The organism is Chitinophaga agrisoli (assembly GCF_008386695.1).
GTDB classification, from domain to species: domain Bacteria; phylum Bacteroidota; class Bacteroidia; order Chitinophagales; family Chitinophagaceae; genus Chitinophaga; species Chitinophaga agrisoli.
Window position 1 is genome coordinate 1,242,316 of record NZ_VUOC01000004.1, and the last position, 15,306, is coordinate 1,257,621.

Sequence of the window (15,306 nt, forward strand, 5' to 3'; positions counted from 1 at the left end):
CCAATGAACTATTCACCCATCCTTTAATTATGACGTTCAGATGAGCAATTGTCATTGTCATACCACTATTAACCGCGACGGATCTGGCCAGCTGGGCCGGTACCTGAAAGCGCTGGACCCCGGTTATGCGCCGGTAGACGGCCGCAGCATGGAAGACCTGCTGGTATTTGCAAAAAGATATGCCGCCCAGATCCGGTTCTATGATGTACCGGACGCCCAGGTGGAAGATGATACCCCGCCCGGACAGGTAAGCTGGAAAGAGTTCTTCCGGCGTGATATGGCCGTTATTGCGGCCTCTATTGGCACTATAGACATGCCCCAGATCAAAAAGGACTATGATGAGAACCGCACGAAGCTGGATGCAAAACCCAGCGCCACCGCCTTCTCCAACCTGTTTGATCCCATCATTGGCATGCTGGTGCGCCTGGACAGCTGGTACTCCCTGGCCATTACGGAAAACCCTTTGTATGCTGACCTGCAACTGGCTATACAATCCAGCCTGCAGGAGCAGGTAAAGAAGATGATCGCCTATGAAGAAGGCTTTAAGGTGGTAGACGCCAAGAACAGCTTTACGCTGGACTTCTCCGCCATCCAGAACGATGATGTATGGAAAGTGAATGACGCCGTAGATCCTGATATCAGTATCTATGAAGGCAATACACCGGAAGATAAGATCCGTTACGCCGCGCTGTTTGTAGACTCCATTTTCCTGAGCTTTTATGGCGTTATGAGTCAGCTGGTAACTGACTCCGAAAAATACCTGCAGTTTGCATTGCAGCAATACCCCGCGCACCAGCCGCATATGGCGCTGTTCATCAGCTTCCTGCAGCTTTTCCGGCTGGCCCAGGAGCAAATGAATACGCTTACTGGCCGGGTGCTGGACTTCTATTACCGCGAAGTGCTGCAACTGACGGAAAAACCATCCATCCCCGACCGCGCTTTTGTAGTATTTGAACTGGCCAGGGATGTGGCCAGCTTTGACGTAGCCCCCGGCACCGCACTGGACGCCGGCAAGGACGCCGCCGGAAAAGTACAGACGTACAAAACGGAGAGCGGGCTGGTAGTGAACCAGGCCAAAGTAAAAGAGCTGAAGACCTTGTTTATAGAAAAACTGCCGCCGGAGGTAGCGCAGGAAGATAAGACCATCCAGGCATTATATGCCCGCCCGGTGGCCAACTCCCTGGACGGCTATGGTGAAAAGTTCGCTGATCCGTATCCCAAATGGCCTACGTTTGGTAAAGGCAGCAATCATCCCGGCGAGGCACAGAACATTTGTGAAGCGCTGGAGATCATCAACGAAGAACTGCATACTAAGAATGATACAGCGGTTGGTTTTTCCATTGCCTCTCCGCAGTTATTGCTGCAGGGCGGCAACCGCCTCATTACCATAAAACTTTACCGCCTGCATGAGCTGTTCACTGCTGATAATAACGCCGCTATATGGCTGAGCGCTGAAGATGGCTGGCTGAAGATAGCGCAGGAAAGGCCCGCGGCCGATTTTGCAAAGCTGGTGCAGGAGGAAGTTTTCTTTGCGGAAGGATGGCAGGCTGCTTATGGCGTTAACAACGATAGCGATGAAGTATATATCTTTCTGCCGGTGTCTGAAAAAGCAGTCATCAATTTTGATGCAAAGCTGCATACCGGCTACGCTTATCCCACCATTCACCCGGTAATGCAGGTGATGGTAGGCCCGGAAGTGGGCCTGGATGCGGACCGTTTCAAGGACCTGTCACTGTATGGCCTGTCTATTGCCGTAAAGGTAGGTTCCATTAACAAATATGTTTCCCCTAACGTGACAGGCGCGGCGGCCTTTGGCGATTATGGCAATTTTGACGGACTAAAGGTGTTGACGTTATTTAATGATGACGGCCCGTTATCGCCTGATAAACCCTTTGATCCCTTTGGCGCCTATCCCAAGGTAGGTAGCGCCATGTATATAGGCAGCCCGGAGGTCTTCAACAAGTCCCTGCAGGAACTGACTGTAAACGTGCAACCGGTAACCAGCGGTGGCAATCAGACGCCCAATTACAAGCTGAACCTGTTACAGGACCGGCAATGGACAGCATTATCATCCCAGTACACCAGTAACGCCACATTCCCGTCTGTTGGCATGACATTCGATATGCTGTACACAGGCGTTGGCGGCTACTCCGGCAGCGGCATGAACCAGATAGACACCAACCGCCTGCCCCTCACCTACCCTGCCACCTGGGAAAATACCAAAACGGTGAAGGGATTTTTGCAGCTGGTGAATGCCACCACTCCTAACACCGATACTAAAGGCATTTTTGAACAGTCTGCAGAGTTGGCGGCATTGCTGAAAACACGCGAGATATCCATCAGCTACACCTCAGCGCTCTACTCACTGGAAGCGGGTATAGACCAGTTCTTTCATGTATACCCCTTTGGCGTGGCAGAAATAGATACCGCTACGCCGGATAACTGGCTAACGGACAATACCGCCGCGGGAGTACCCGTAAAGGACCTGGCCGTACTGCGTAAAACAGTTAAAGGCGCGCCGGTAAAAGCCAATGGCTCCCTGCTGCCGCAGTTCACCTGGTTAAGCCCTTATAGCGCATATAACCTGGACGATGATAATACGGAGGATACCAATTCCGGCCTCACCACCCATAACGCCGGCAGTAAGGCAGCAACCAAAGCAGCCGGGCAGCGTTATCTTACAAAGCTGATGTTAAGCGCCAGCGGACTGGATGCCTCACAGCAGTATAATCAGTACTCCGGCCGTATACAGGAAGAAGGCATGTTATTCATTGGCCTTGAAAAAGCACAGCCGTTACAAACACTGTCGCTCCTGTTCCAGTTTGCAGAAGGTACCGCAGAAGATGAAGAAAATGATCCGCCGCAGGTGCACTGGTCTTACCTGAGCAATAATGAATGGCGGCCCTTACGCGGAGAAGCCATTGTATTTGACGGCACCTACGATTTCCAGACCACCGGTATTATAAAAATAGATTTGCCGGAGGATGCGACCAATGACAACACTATCATCACCGGCGGCCTGCATTGGCTTTGCGCCAGCGTAACAGAGTATGCCAACCGTTTCCCCTACCTGGTGGATGTGGTGGCACAGGTTACGGAAGCGGTGTTTGAAGATAACGGCAACGCACCCTCCCATTTTGATAATGCCCTGCCGGCCGGCAGCATCAGCAAACTGGCGGTAAAGGTGGCAGAGATCAGTAAAGTACAACAACCCTTTGCTTCCTTTGATGGCAAACACCAGGAGGTTGGCAAGGAATTCTATACCCGTGTAAGCGAACGGCTGCGCCATAAAGGGCGGGCAGTGAATGCATGGGATTATGAGCACCTGGTGCTGGACCGTTTTCCCAGTATCTATAAGGTGAAATGTATTCCGCATACAGACCCGAACTGTGGTTGCAGAGACCATGCGGAAATGGTGAACGGCCAGGAACAGACCACCTGCTGTGGTCCGCAGGTGGCCCCTGGACATGTATTGGTGGTAGCCATCGCCAATCTTAAGAACCGCAACGCCATTGACCCGTTACGGCCTAAAACGAGCCGCCGCACCCTGCTGGCCATAGAGGATTACCTGAAACAACGCAGCTCCCCCTTTGTACAGATACGGGCCCGCAACCCGGTGTATGAGCAGGTGCTGACCTTTTTCCGTGTAAAATTCATCAGCGGTACGGATAAAGGTTATTACCTGAAAAAGCTGAACGAAGAGCTGGTACAGTTCCTTACGCCCTGGGCCTTTGACGAGAATGCCGAGGTAAAGTTCGGGCAGAAGATCTATGCATCTGCCATTGTGAACTTTATTGAAGAAAGGCCATATGTGGATTTTATTACGGACTTCCTGCTGTTTGTGTGCCGGGATGAATGCTGCCCTTCTACCAGCCTGCGTGGCACGGACGCCGAAGCAGCAGCCAGCCAGGACAATAACGACGATATGCCGGCGGTGCTGGATAAACTGGATAGCTGTGATGATGTAGAACATTTCCTGCAGGAGCAGCTGAACTTTATAGGCGTAGTAGTGGCGCAGCCGGCCACTCCCCGCTCGATACTGGTATCTGTGCCCAAACATATTATTGTGCCTTATGAAGAGCCGTTACGCCCCACCCGCTGTGAGCAACGCGCGGCCGGCCGAGTAGTGCCGGGTGGTGTAGATATGGGCCGGGAAAAAGTAACCACCGCTGAACTGGCAAAAGAAGCCGCGGAGAAGAATACTGTTAAAGCAAGTACTACTAAAGCGGAAACAGCTACCGCAGCGGCTACTGCTGCTAAAGACGCCAAGGCCGAAGCGGCAAAAACAGATGCTGGCGCAACCGCTGCAAAAGCAGAGACGCTGAAACCGCAGATCGCAAAAGAGACGGCGACGGGTGAATTAGTGAAAGCAGTGGCTGATAAATTGACTGCGGATAAGGCGGCGGCTGATAAGGCTGCAGCAGAAAAGGATGTCACCAAGCCATCCGGCAGCAGGGGCGCTGACCTGGGCGCTAAACCCGCCAAAAAAGCCGCCACTCCCCGGAAAAAGAAAGACAAGAATAATCCTAAATGATCATCCATCCCCATAAACTAAACTGACATGCAAGAGCCAGTTACCATACCAAAGTCCAACCCATTGCTCCCAGCGGAAGATTATACCGCATTGCGCGACAAAGGCATTCAATCCATCGCAAAGCTGGGCAGCGATATCTGGACGGATTATAATAACTCAGACCCCGGCATATCTATCCTGGAGGCGGTTTGTTATGCGATCACCGACCTTGCCTACCGCACAGATTTTGACGTAAAGGACCTGCTGGCGCCGGAAAACCTGAATAACAACACCTGGAAACAGGTGTTCTATACCGCCCGCCAGATACTCCATAACAACCCGCTTACCATTAACGACTACCGTAAGCTGGTCATAGACATCAAAGGCGTGCGCAATGCCTGGATAGAGCCCAGTAAGGACTATGAGGTACCGGTATGGATAGACTATAATGATGTAACGATAAAAGACGAACCGGGCTGCTCCTGCGACGACGCGGAAGAGCAGATCTGTTATGGCAAACTGGGCGTAGCTTCCCTGAGCACAGAACAGGTACAGGCTTACCGCAATACCCGTTCGCAGGAAACCAAAGCGGCCATTGACAAACTGGCCCAGGAAAAGACCGCGCTGGAAACAAAGATCACCGATCTTACCACGCAGATAGACATGCCGGATATAGACCCCACTAAAAAGGCCACACTCATAGCAGAAAGGGAGCAGCTGCAGGACCAGGTGAAAGACATTGACAGAAAGGTGAAGGCGTTGAATGTGGTAATGGCCTACCTGTCACCAGACAGGCCGGTGCTGCCCTCCAAGATCGTTGAATTTGAAGGGCTGTATAATGTGATGATAGAATATGAAGAGGATGTGCTGATCGCCGATCAGCGGGAAGAAGTACGGCAGCTGGTGCTGGACCGCCTGTCCCGCCACCGCAACCTCTGCGAGGATTTCCTGAGCATTAACGGCGTGGAGTACCAGGACTTTGGGATCATGGCCTCCATTGCGTTGGAAGAATATGCAGACCCTGACCAGGTACTGTCACAGGTATTCTTTATCATCTACAAATACTTCACCCCTTCCGTACCCTTTTACACCATTGATCAGATGCAGGGAAAAGGGTACCTGATAGATGAGATCTTTGAAGGCCCGGCATTAAAACATGGCTTTATCGATGACGAAGCGCTGGAGCGTACGGACTTTTTCCGCGACATCCGCCTGTCTGATATCATCAACGAGATAGCGGACATCAAAGGCATTAAGGCCATTACCTACCTGCACCTATCAGACGGTAAGGATACCGGAGACGCCGCAGCGGATAAACACTTTTTTTACCAATGGCTCAACTACCTGCGCGAGCAGCGTAAAGTAGCCAGGATACAGCCTTCCCTCTCCCCCATCATCTTCTGTAAAGAGCGGGAGCTGATCACCTACAACACCGGCAGGCAGGCAGACCGCCGTCCGGAGCGTATGCTGAAACTCTTTAACGACTTAAAAGTGCTGGAGCGTAAGTATAAGCTGGAAGGCCATCCCACAGACCTGCCCATCCCCACCGGGGAATATATGGAGCTGGAGGACTATTACCCCGTTACCTACTCCCTGCCTATGTGCTATGGGGTAAGCGACCGTGCGGGCCTCCCCCCGGGGGCCGATGAGAAACGGCAGGTACAGGCGCTGCAGCTGAGAGGTTACCTGCTGTTCTTTGAACAGCTGCTGGCCGGCTACCTGGTGCAGCTGAACCACCTGCGCGACCTGTTCACTTTTGATGATACAGTAAAGTATACCTATTTCACCCGCGCCCTTACCGAGATAGCAGACCTTAAGGACCTGGTAATAGATCACGGCACGCCCGGAGAATGGAACGATGTGCTGGCAGAATTCACCAGCGTGCTCAAAAACCTGATAGAAACGCCCAAACTGTTCCAGGAGCGCCGTAACGATTTCCTGGATCATATGCTGGCTCGCTTTAGCGAGGACCTGAGCGAATATGAAACACTAAGCGGCTGGCTCACGCCTTATAAGGTAAAAGAGCGGATGATACAGGACAAGATCCGTATACTCAAAGATGGCGAGTACTACCAGATCAGCACCAACCGGTCTAAAGCCTATAACTATGCCCAGCCGGATATATGGGATACCCCTAACGTATCCGGTACAGAAAGAAGGGTAAGCCGTCTACTGGGTTTCCGCAACGCCAAACGCCGTACGCTGGCCCCTGATTTTATTGTAGTAGAACCGGTGATGGAAACAGATGAAAAAACAAAAAGCCAGGTATGGAAAAAGAATAAAAAAGGCCAGTACCTGAACGTAGTAAAAGTAGTAGATCCGGAGAACCACGAAACGGTACTGCTGACCAGTATAGAAGTAGCTGACGGTTGCTGTACGGAAATGCTCATCTCCCAACTGCTGGAGTATGCGGATGAGCGCAATAATTTCCGGTTCCATGATGAGCTCCGCCAGCGCAGCCGCAAATCCGCCGGACAGATAGGCACCTTCTGGTTTGAGCTGTGGGACGGTACCGATCCCGAAAACGCCAGCGTTATTGCCAATGGCGAGAAGTTTGACAAACAGGAAGACCGGGAGAAAGCCTTTAAACGCTTGCAGCATGTGCTGGATGAGCTGAATGATAACGAGGGCATGCACCTGGTGGAGCACCTGCTGTTACGCCCTAAATTTGACGGCGCGCTGGATGAAGCAGGCAATCCCATCCCAGTAGGGTTGCCGGATATTTGCCTGGACCTGTGCGACCTGGGCCGCGGGCTGAATCAAAATACAGAAGTACCCCCCTATAAGAAAAGGGTATACCGTATACCGGCAGAAAAATGTTATGACAACCTGCCTTGGGTGCTGGAGTTCATCCGTAAGAACGACAATCCCAATGTAGGGGAACAATCCTTCCTGTTCCAGGAAGCTTTCCCGGATGGCGCCGCGCCTGTACCGCTGAAGTTCCGCCGCTACGAGAACCTGGCCAAACGGGTAAAAGACCTGCAGGAGTATGGTTCTGAACGGGTGAACTATACCATCGTTTCCAACGGGGAAGAAGATCCTGCCAAAGCAAAATACAGTTTCATTATACATGGGGATAAAGATGTGGTGCTGGCACAGAGCAGCTTTATCTTTAACATGAAATCAAAAAAAGAAGGCGCGCCAGAAGTGGCGGATGATATTGAGAAAGAGATTGCCCTGCTGATGCGCTATTTTGGCTACCTGCTGGACCTGTATTGCGAGGCAGACGCCTGCGATAATAACGAAGACCCCTACTCTTTCCGCGCTACCATCCTGTTTCCCTGCTGGCCTAAACGCTTCCGGGATAAGACCTTCCGCAACCTGGTAGAAAAGACCCTGCAAACAGAATCACCGGCGCATGTATACCTGCATGTGATGTGGGTAGGCATTAATGAAATGCAGCGTTTTGAGAAGGTGTATTTTGACTGGCTGCAGGAAATGGCGCAAACGGAAATGCCCAGTTATGAAAAGGTAAACCCGCTGGTAGATGTGCTGAATACGCTGCAACCATGCGGCGTGTGTGAAGATGATTGCGGTCAGTGATCTATAACGGCTGACTGTTAAACGTGATGGACGGTTATAAAAAAGTCCGGTATCCCTAAATGTAGCATGCATGAACCACCTGATCAATAAACTGCTGTTTGAAGTGACCTGTGCAGATGAGGAGCTGGCGCTGAACCTGCGCCATAACTTTGCCCTCACCTACCAGGACCAGATCATGGATATAGTGGACCAGGTATGCGCTAAATATACCGGGGAAGATGAATGGCTGCGTATAGAAAGGCTGGAGATCAACCTGGGCAGGTTTAGCCCACATGGTTTCAGCACCCATTTTGCCACGGTGTTCCTGGAAAAGTTTGAGCAGGCCTTTCAGCAGAAGCTGGCCGGCATCTCGCTAACAGAACGGCAGGAAGCACGGCAACTATCCCAGGTAGAAATGCTGCAGTATTTCCTGTTAAAGGGTACGCTACCCTGGTGGGTGCAGGAAGACACGCTGCAGCTGCAGGAAACAGCGCTGCTACTATTGCAGGAGCAACCGCAAACCTTGCTGCATTTTCTGCAGGAGAACCGCCTGCAGACAAGATTATGGCGGCGTTTAGCCTTCCAGTTCAACAACACAGTCCGTACCGCTATAATGGCGCTGTTCCCGGACCTGCAGGCAGCTTATGCGCTGGTCAATGACTGGCGCGGGCAACTGCTGTCGCAGGCCGATACGGTAACCGCCGGCCATCAAACACTAGCGCCCCTTATTAGCCTGCTACTGGAAAACGCCCCGGAGATCTTTAAACAGGGGGGCAATAAACAGCTGGCCTGGCAGTTCTTTCAGGCACACCTGCCCATGATACTGGCCATCCCGCCGGAGGCGGTACAGGCGCTGCAACCCCAGGTATTACAGCTGGCCAAAGCGCAGGGGATGGACCCCGCTCCTGCCGTTGCGGAACAGCAACAATGGGCACTGCAACCGGAAGAGCTGTTCCAGTTTGAATACAGCACCACCACAACGGAGACAAAGTATACCGTACGACATGCCGGTCTGGTGCTGCTGGCTGCTTTTCTGAAACCCTTTTTTACCAAACTGGAACTATGGCAAGGGGCAGAATGGCGGGACCGGGACGCCTGTTACCGCGCCGTGCACCTGTTAAAATACCTTTGCACAGGCGAACAACAACCGCCGGAATACAGCCTGGTACTGGAGAAGGTGTTCTGCGGCCTCTCGCCGGATGATCCCGTGCCGCTGGATATTGAGCTGCAGGAAGCGGAAATGAAGGAAGCAGCCGTGCTGCTGGAATCTGTAATAGAGCATTGGAAAATATTAAAAAACACTTCTATAACCGGGCTGCGGGAAACCTTCCTGAAAAGGGATGGCATCCTGCAGCATAAGGACAATAGCGCCTGGCGTTTACAGGTAGAGCAGAAAACGCTGGACGTATTACTGGATAGCATTCCGTGGGGGTACTCTACCATCAGCCTGCCCTGGAATGGTTATCTGATCTTTGTGGAATGGTGATTTAACAAAACAATTTACATTATGAATGGCTTGATGGAAGCGCCGGTTATTAACGGCAGCGCGCTGGATCAGAATGCGGATAGCCTTTCGCGGGAGATCACCTGGTTTGCCCAGGTAGTGAATGCCCGCCTGCAGGCCTATTTTAACCCGGAAGATATTACCGCCGGTACGGATGACAGCACCCCGGACCTATCCGGCGACCACTCCGTATACGCGGATTTTGTGAACTATTATCACCTGAACAGGGATGAGCGCCTGTTGCTGATGTTAACCCTGATACCCCATATACAGCCGCACCTGCTGGATGTTTTCTTTACGGTGAATAAAGCCTCCGGCCGTGGGCACACAGAGTTTGGCGGTATTAAGGGCACGCGCCACAGCGGTTTCCTGCCCACCATAGAAACAGCGTTATTCCTGCTGGCAGGCAATGACCTGGGGCACCGTTTCCGGCTGTATAAAATGTTTGAACCGGAGCATATCTTCTCCGCCCACCAGATCATTACCATAGATCCCGCGCCGGGCAGTGAGCCTTTTTACAGCAGCCCGGTCAGCATCTCTGAAGAATATGTGGACTTCTTTACCACAGGACATTTCAGGAAACCCAATTTCAGTATGGAATTCCCCGCACGGCGCCTTACGACAGGCCTGCAATGGTCTGACCTGGTAGTGGATGATCATACCGCGCAACAGCTGGATGAGCTGCGTATATGGATCCAACACGGCGCCACGCTTAATGAGGACTGGGGTATGTCGCAAAAGCTGAAACCCGGCTACAAAGTGCTGTTCCATGGTCCGCCTGGTACAGGTAAGACCTTAACAGCCTCCCTGCTGGGCAAACTGTACCAGCTGGATGTATACCGGGTAGACCTCTCTATGGTGATCTCCAAGTATATAGGCGAAACAGAGAAGAACCTGGAAAAGGTATTCCGCAAAGCGGAGAATAAAAACTGGATCCTCTTCTTTGACGAAGCGGACGCGCTGTTTGGCAAACGTACCAATATCTCTGACTCGCATGACAAATATGCGAACCAGGAGATCGCCTACCTGCTGCAACGCCTGGAAGATTACCGCGGCCTGGTGATACTGGCCTCTAACATGCGTAATAATGTAGACGAGGCCTTTACGCGCCGGCTGCAGGCGATCATACATTTCCAGCAGCCACAGGCCAGGGAGCGTTTGCGCTTATGGCAGAACTCTTTTAGCCGGGAATGCCAGCCTCCTGCCCGTGCGGAACTGGAGCGTATTGCCCACCAGTATGAGCTGTCTGGCGGTTCGATAATGAACGTGGTGCAGTTTGCATCGCTGATGGCATTGAACCGTAACGATCGTCATATCCTTACGGAGGATGTGCTGCAAGGCATCCGGAAAGAACTAAAAAAAGAAGGTAAAACTATCTAAAACCCTTAGTATGCATAACCCACAACACGCAACACAGGGAGGATCTGGCGCTACGCCCGCTGCTGCACATACAGCGCTTACTGTTGGCGCGGTGAACGATCCGCAGGAAGCAGAGGCAGACGCCGTAGCAGACCATATTATGCGCATGCCGGCAGACACGCTGGTACAACGGCAGGAAGCCGGTATTGAAGAAGAAGAAAAAGTACAACGGCAGGTTATGCCTGCTTTTATACAACGTAAATGCGCCGCCTGTTCCGCAGAAGAAACGGTACAACGACAGGTGCTGCCCAGTTTTATTCAACGCAAATGCGCCCAATGCGAAGAAGAGGAGAAAGCGCAACGGAGCCCGCTGCCTTCCTTTATACAGCGGAAGGAAAACGGCGGCGAGAGCAAAGCCAGTGACGCGGTAACCAGTGGCATACGCGCCACCCGGGGCAACGGCCGTTCCCTGCCGGAAGGCACAAAAAGTTTTATGGAAAGCCGCTTTGGAACGGATTTCTCTGATGTACGCATCCATACAGGCGGATATGCCAGCCAGCTCTCCAACGATCTGCAGGCGCAGGCGTTTACCGTAGGAAACGATATTTATTTCAACAGCGGCAAGTTTGCCCCGGAATCTGACAGCGGCAAACACCTGCTGGCGCATGAGCTTACGCACGTAGTGCAACAGTCCGGCGGCATAGGCCGTAAGATACAGCGGCTGGGCGCTAATCCGGGATGTACCGCCACCCAGCGGCGCGATATCCATCAGTTTATATTTGACGCCGGCGCCTGGGTACGGAATGCACTGGTAAAACTGGAAACCAGGCCGATAACAGCACAGGTGCGCGCCGCAATGACCCGGCATTTCGGCATCGCCGCTACCGAAGCCAATATAGCTACCATTGCGGCCAGGTTACGCACTGCCCGCACAGAAATGTATACGGTAGATATTAACTGCCTGGATGCTGCGGGCCATGCCCTTTGCGCTGACCGCGGCGGATTGACCCTGGTACCCGGCGGACATGCCTTTAGCATTTGCACCAATATAGCCTTTGGCCCCACAGCAGACGCCACTTACCGCAGGGCGCTGGTATTGCATGAGGCCTTCCACTCCGCCTTTGCCGCTATGGGCGCTGCGGACGACGCCTATTCCGGCTGGCGCGGGCATTCCGGCACTACAGCAGGTTATCCCGGCCCTACGCCGCTTAATAATGCAGACGCGTATACATCCCTGGTGATCGATCTATCGTAATGTTCTGTTTGTCAACACCGGCCGTTCCCTCAAAATCCTATAATTATGTACACCAGCAAACCCGCTATCCACACAGGTAGTACCGCTACACCAGCAGCGGCTAATACGCAGCTTGTCATTGGGCCGGTAGATGCCCCGCAGGAAAGAGAAGCCGACGCCATAGCCGAACGTGTGATACGTATGCCCATCCCCTCCTTTATTCAACGGAAATGCGCCCATTGCGAACAGGAAGAGCAGGCGCAGCGTAAACCGCTGGCATCCTTTATCCAGAGAAAAGAAGCATCAGGCAATGCCACGGCCAGCGCAGCCGTTACGCAACAGATCCATGCCACGCAAGGCGGCGGCAGCGCTATGTCTGGCAGCACCCGTAGTTTTATGGAAAGCCGTTTTGGCGCTGATTTTTCCAGTGTGCGCATCCATACCGGCACGGATGCGGTACAACTCTCCCGCGATCTTAATGCGCAGGCATTTACGGTAGGCAATGATATTTACTTTAACTCCGGCAAGTATGCCCCGGAATCTACGGAAGGCAAACACCTGCTGGCGCATGAGCTCACCCATACCCTGCAGCAAAGCGGCGGTATAGGCCGTAAAATGATCCAGCGGATGGCGCCTTGTCCCCCACATTTGAACGCCACTGATCCTGCTCCGCCCGGATGGCGCCCTTATCATGGCGCAGTAGGCAGTCATATGTTCCATTGTGGCTTCAGGGGCATCCTGGAAGACAGGCAACCTTCTCCCGGAGACCCAATGAATGAGTGCTTTTATGATCACAGCGGCAACTTAGTGGATGACTCCCATGAATTTTCAGGATGCGCCGGTACGGCAAACGATTATGACGGAGGTGTAAATCCATTATTACATTTCTTTCCTGATCCGGGCGGCATTGTGCGGAGCGGGCCGCGTGCCTTTGTAGAATCCAGGATACATGAACAGGCCCAGCAAGCCATGCAACAGATTGAATGTAACCGTGCATGCGACACACTGGAATCCTGGTGGCAGCGGGCATTTTGTTATATAGGATGTAACCCGCGTAGTATGATGCCTTAATAAATTCCTCAAAATATGCCAGAACAAACAATGATAGCCACACTGGCCAATGGTAACCCTATTCCCGCCGCGGAAGCGCATATAACAACGCAAGACACGGAGCACACACAGGAATATTATGCCCCATGGGCATTGACACGTTTGCCTGTACAACGGAAGTTAGCTATAGGCGCGGTAGATGATCCATTGGAAAGAGAGGCCGATAGCATGGCGGATAAAGTAATGCGCATGCCCATTCCTTCGTTCATTCAACGCAAATGTGCGCATTGCGAAGAAGAAAAAAAAGCCCAGCGCAAACCGCTGGCTGCTTTTATCCAGAAAAAAGGAACAGAAGGCAATAGTTATACAAGCAATGCCGTTGCCAGCCAGATACAGGCTACAAAAGGCAGTGGCAGCACACTGCTCCGCAACACCAAAAGCTTTATGGAAAGCCGTTTTGGCGCTGATTTCTCCCGCGTACGCCTCCATACCGGCGATTATGCGGCGCAAATGTCTACCGAACTGAATGCACAGGCATTCACGGTAGGCAATGATATTTATTTCAATGCCGGGAAGTTTTCGCCTGAGACATCCAGCGGACAATATTTGCTGGCGCATGAGCTGACGCATACCATTCAGCAGCGTGGTGGCGATACGGCGATAAGGCGATTTGGGTCTGATGAGCACCGGCGTATGGGTGACAGCGCTGTGGGTGGGCATGTATTTGTGACCGCTTACGGCCGGTTCTCTTTTGGCGAGATGGTAGCCATGGCGGGCGATTATTTTGAAAGTGTGGACGAGATTGCCCGTTTAGCAGAAAGCGGCAATCCAACTGACAGGGAACAGATTGAATATGTGCTCTGGAAAGTAAATCCCACCCGTCCCATGCCGGTGGTGAGCGAAAGCGCGATAGCAATGGTTATGAACCGGTACTACCGGCTGGCGGCCGCCAATGAAACCCATTTTTCTACTGGCGGCACTTTAGGCAACAGCAACCGGGCACGATATATCAGCCTGCACATGAATGCGCTCAATGAAGCATTTGCTGAGGGGCGTAACCCGGTAACCCCAAGAAGATGGACCTGGCAGACCACTGAAGGATTTGCGCAACACTACCTGACGGATGCATTTTCCGCGGGTCATGTCAGAACCGAACGTGGTAATATACAACGGCACTGGAATGGCCTTTATCCCAACTTTACCAATAACCTGGTTAGCATGATAAGTTGCTACATGGCCGCCCATATCAATGCCCGGGATGCCGTGGGTTACTTCAGTTCGGTAGACGGGTTGGCAACGGATATAGCTCCTGTTATAAGGGGGCAGGCAGGTAATGTACTTTCAGCCTTCTCAATTGGGGACCTCATTTCAATAGTGCTGCATGACGCGGACAATGCAGGCCTGGATGTTGTAAGCCCCAGAGGCCCCGCCGGCACCACCTTTCCCTCGCCTTTCCATTGGAGAGCGGTGGGCGATGAAAACCTTTTCCCCAGAACAGGGACTGCCAGCACCGCCCAGCAGCAAACGCAGCAAATGATGTCGGAGGCTATGTTCTTAAGTCATGATGAAGGCAGGCAGGCTTATACTGCCGGTATTTCCAATGATATAAGTACACTCGCCAGACTGACGGATCTGATGAATTTCAGGGCATTGTCACTGATCCCTTCAGAAGATACATCATCTACCACCAACCCTGTATATGTATGGCGGGCAGCCAATCTTGCCGCACTGCCGACCAATATCCAGGCATTAATAACGGCGGCATTTCTGCCGGACACAGAGATAAGAAAAGAATTGGACGCATTGGCCATTCCCTGCATTACACCGGCAAGCGGATTTGATCTGCATACCCGTGACGCTTTCTTATGCTTTAAACAAAAACTGCTGGCAGATGTGTGGGGCACTATCCAGGAAATTGCAGCAGGGGGCACGGCATTATGTCCGCCGGGGCAGAATGATTTTTGCCCCACACTGAGGAATTCCTGCCAACCATCGGCACAATTAGGAGGACACTAAAAAACGGGATACAGCAAACGTACTGATAACTTTGTCCGGGTGGAAAACTGTAGCAGATGGAGCGCAGCAGGCGCTGGCAAGGCCGTTTGCGATACAGGGATAGTGCTA

General features: G+C 52.4%; 7 protein-coding genes. All 7 read left to right on the forward strand.

Going from position 1 to position 15,306, the window contains the following annotated elements; translation table 11 throughout:
• Positions 1-40 precede the first annotated feature (40 nt).
• The 7 genes from F0L74_RS24060 (at position 41) to F0L74_RS24090 (ending at position 15,198) form a co-directional block, all read left to right on the forward strand.
• Positions 41-4,534, forward strand: coding sequence for a baseplate J/gp47 family protein (locus F0L74_RS24060; RefSeq protein WP_149840463.1), 4,494 nt, complete (start codon positions 41-43; stop codon positions 4,532-4,534).
• A gap of 27 nt (positions 4,535-4,561) precedes the next feature.
• The gene (locus F0L74_RS24065) at positions 4,562-8,056 is read left to right on the forward strand and encodes a baseplate wedge protein (RefSeq protein ID WP_149840464.1); all 3,495 of its coding nucleotides are present in this window, start codon (positions 4,562-4,564) and stop codon (positions 8,054-8,056) included.
• Between the two features lie 70 nt (positions 8,057-8,126).
• On the forward strand, positions 8,127-9,521 hold the full coding sequence (locus F0L74_RS24070) for a contractile injection system tape measure protein (protein WP_149840465.1): 1,395 nt from the start codon (positions 8,127-8,129) through the stop codon (positions 9,519-9,521).
• 21 nt (positions 9,522-9,542) lie between these two features.
• Positions 9,543-10,919, forward strand: coding sequence for an ATP-binding protein (locus F0L74_RS24075; protein WP_213087066.1), 1,377 nt, complete (start codon positions 9,543-9,545; stop codon positions 10,917-10,919).
• Between the two features lie 10 nt (positions 10,920-10,929).
• Positions 10,930-12,153 carry an eCIS core domain-containing protein gene (locus tag F0L74_RS24080; RefSeq protein ID WP_149840466.1) on the forward strand — a complete coding sequence of 408 codons (1,224 nt, stop codon included), beginning with the start codon at positions 10,930-10,932 and terminating at the stop codon, positions 12,151-12,153.
• 45 nt (positions 12,154-12,198) lie between these two features.
• A complete protein-coding gene (locus tag F0L74_RS24085; RefSeq protein WP_149840467.1) occupies positions 12,199-13,203 on the forward strand; it encodes an eCIS core domain-containing protein in 1,005 nt (334 codons plus the stop codon).
• A 15-nt stretch (positions 13,204-13,218) separates the two neighbouring features.
• Positions 13,219-15,198, forward strand: coding sequence for an eCIS core domain-containing protein (locus F0L74_RS24090; RefSeq protein ID WP_149840468.1), 1,980 nt, complete (start codon positions 13,219-13,221; stop codon positions 15,196-15,198).
• Positions 15,199-15,306 lie beyond the last annotated feature (108 nt).

Coding starts and splice junctions, on each gene's coding strand:
- F0L74_RS24080 (WP_149840466.1), top strand. CDS start 10,930: ATGCATAACCCACAACACGCAACACAGGGAGGATCTGGCGCTACGCCC.
- F0L74_RS24090 (WP_149840468.1), top strand. CDS start 13,219: ATGCCAGAACAAACAATGATAGCCACACTGGCCAATGGTAACCCTATT.
- F0L74_RS24060 (WP_149840463.1), top strand. CDS start 41: ATGAGCAATTGTCATTGTCATACCACTATTAACCGCGACGGATCTGGC.
- F0L74_RS24070 (WP_149840465.1), top strand. CDS start 8,127: ATGAACCACCTGATCAATAAACTGCTGTTTGAAGTGACCTGTGCAGAT.
- F0L74_RS24065 (WP_149840464.1), top strand. CDS start 4,562: ATGCAAGAGCCAGTTACCATACCAAAGTCCAACCCATTGCTCCCAGCG.
- F0L74_RS24085 (WP_149840467.1), top strand. CDS start 12,199: ATGTACACCAGCAAACCCGCTATCCACACAGGTAGTACCGCTACACCA.
- F0L74_RS24075 (WP_213087066.1), top strand. CDS start 9,543: ATGAATGGCTTGATGGAAGCGCCGGTTATTAACGGCAGCGCGCTGGAT.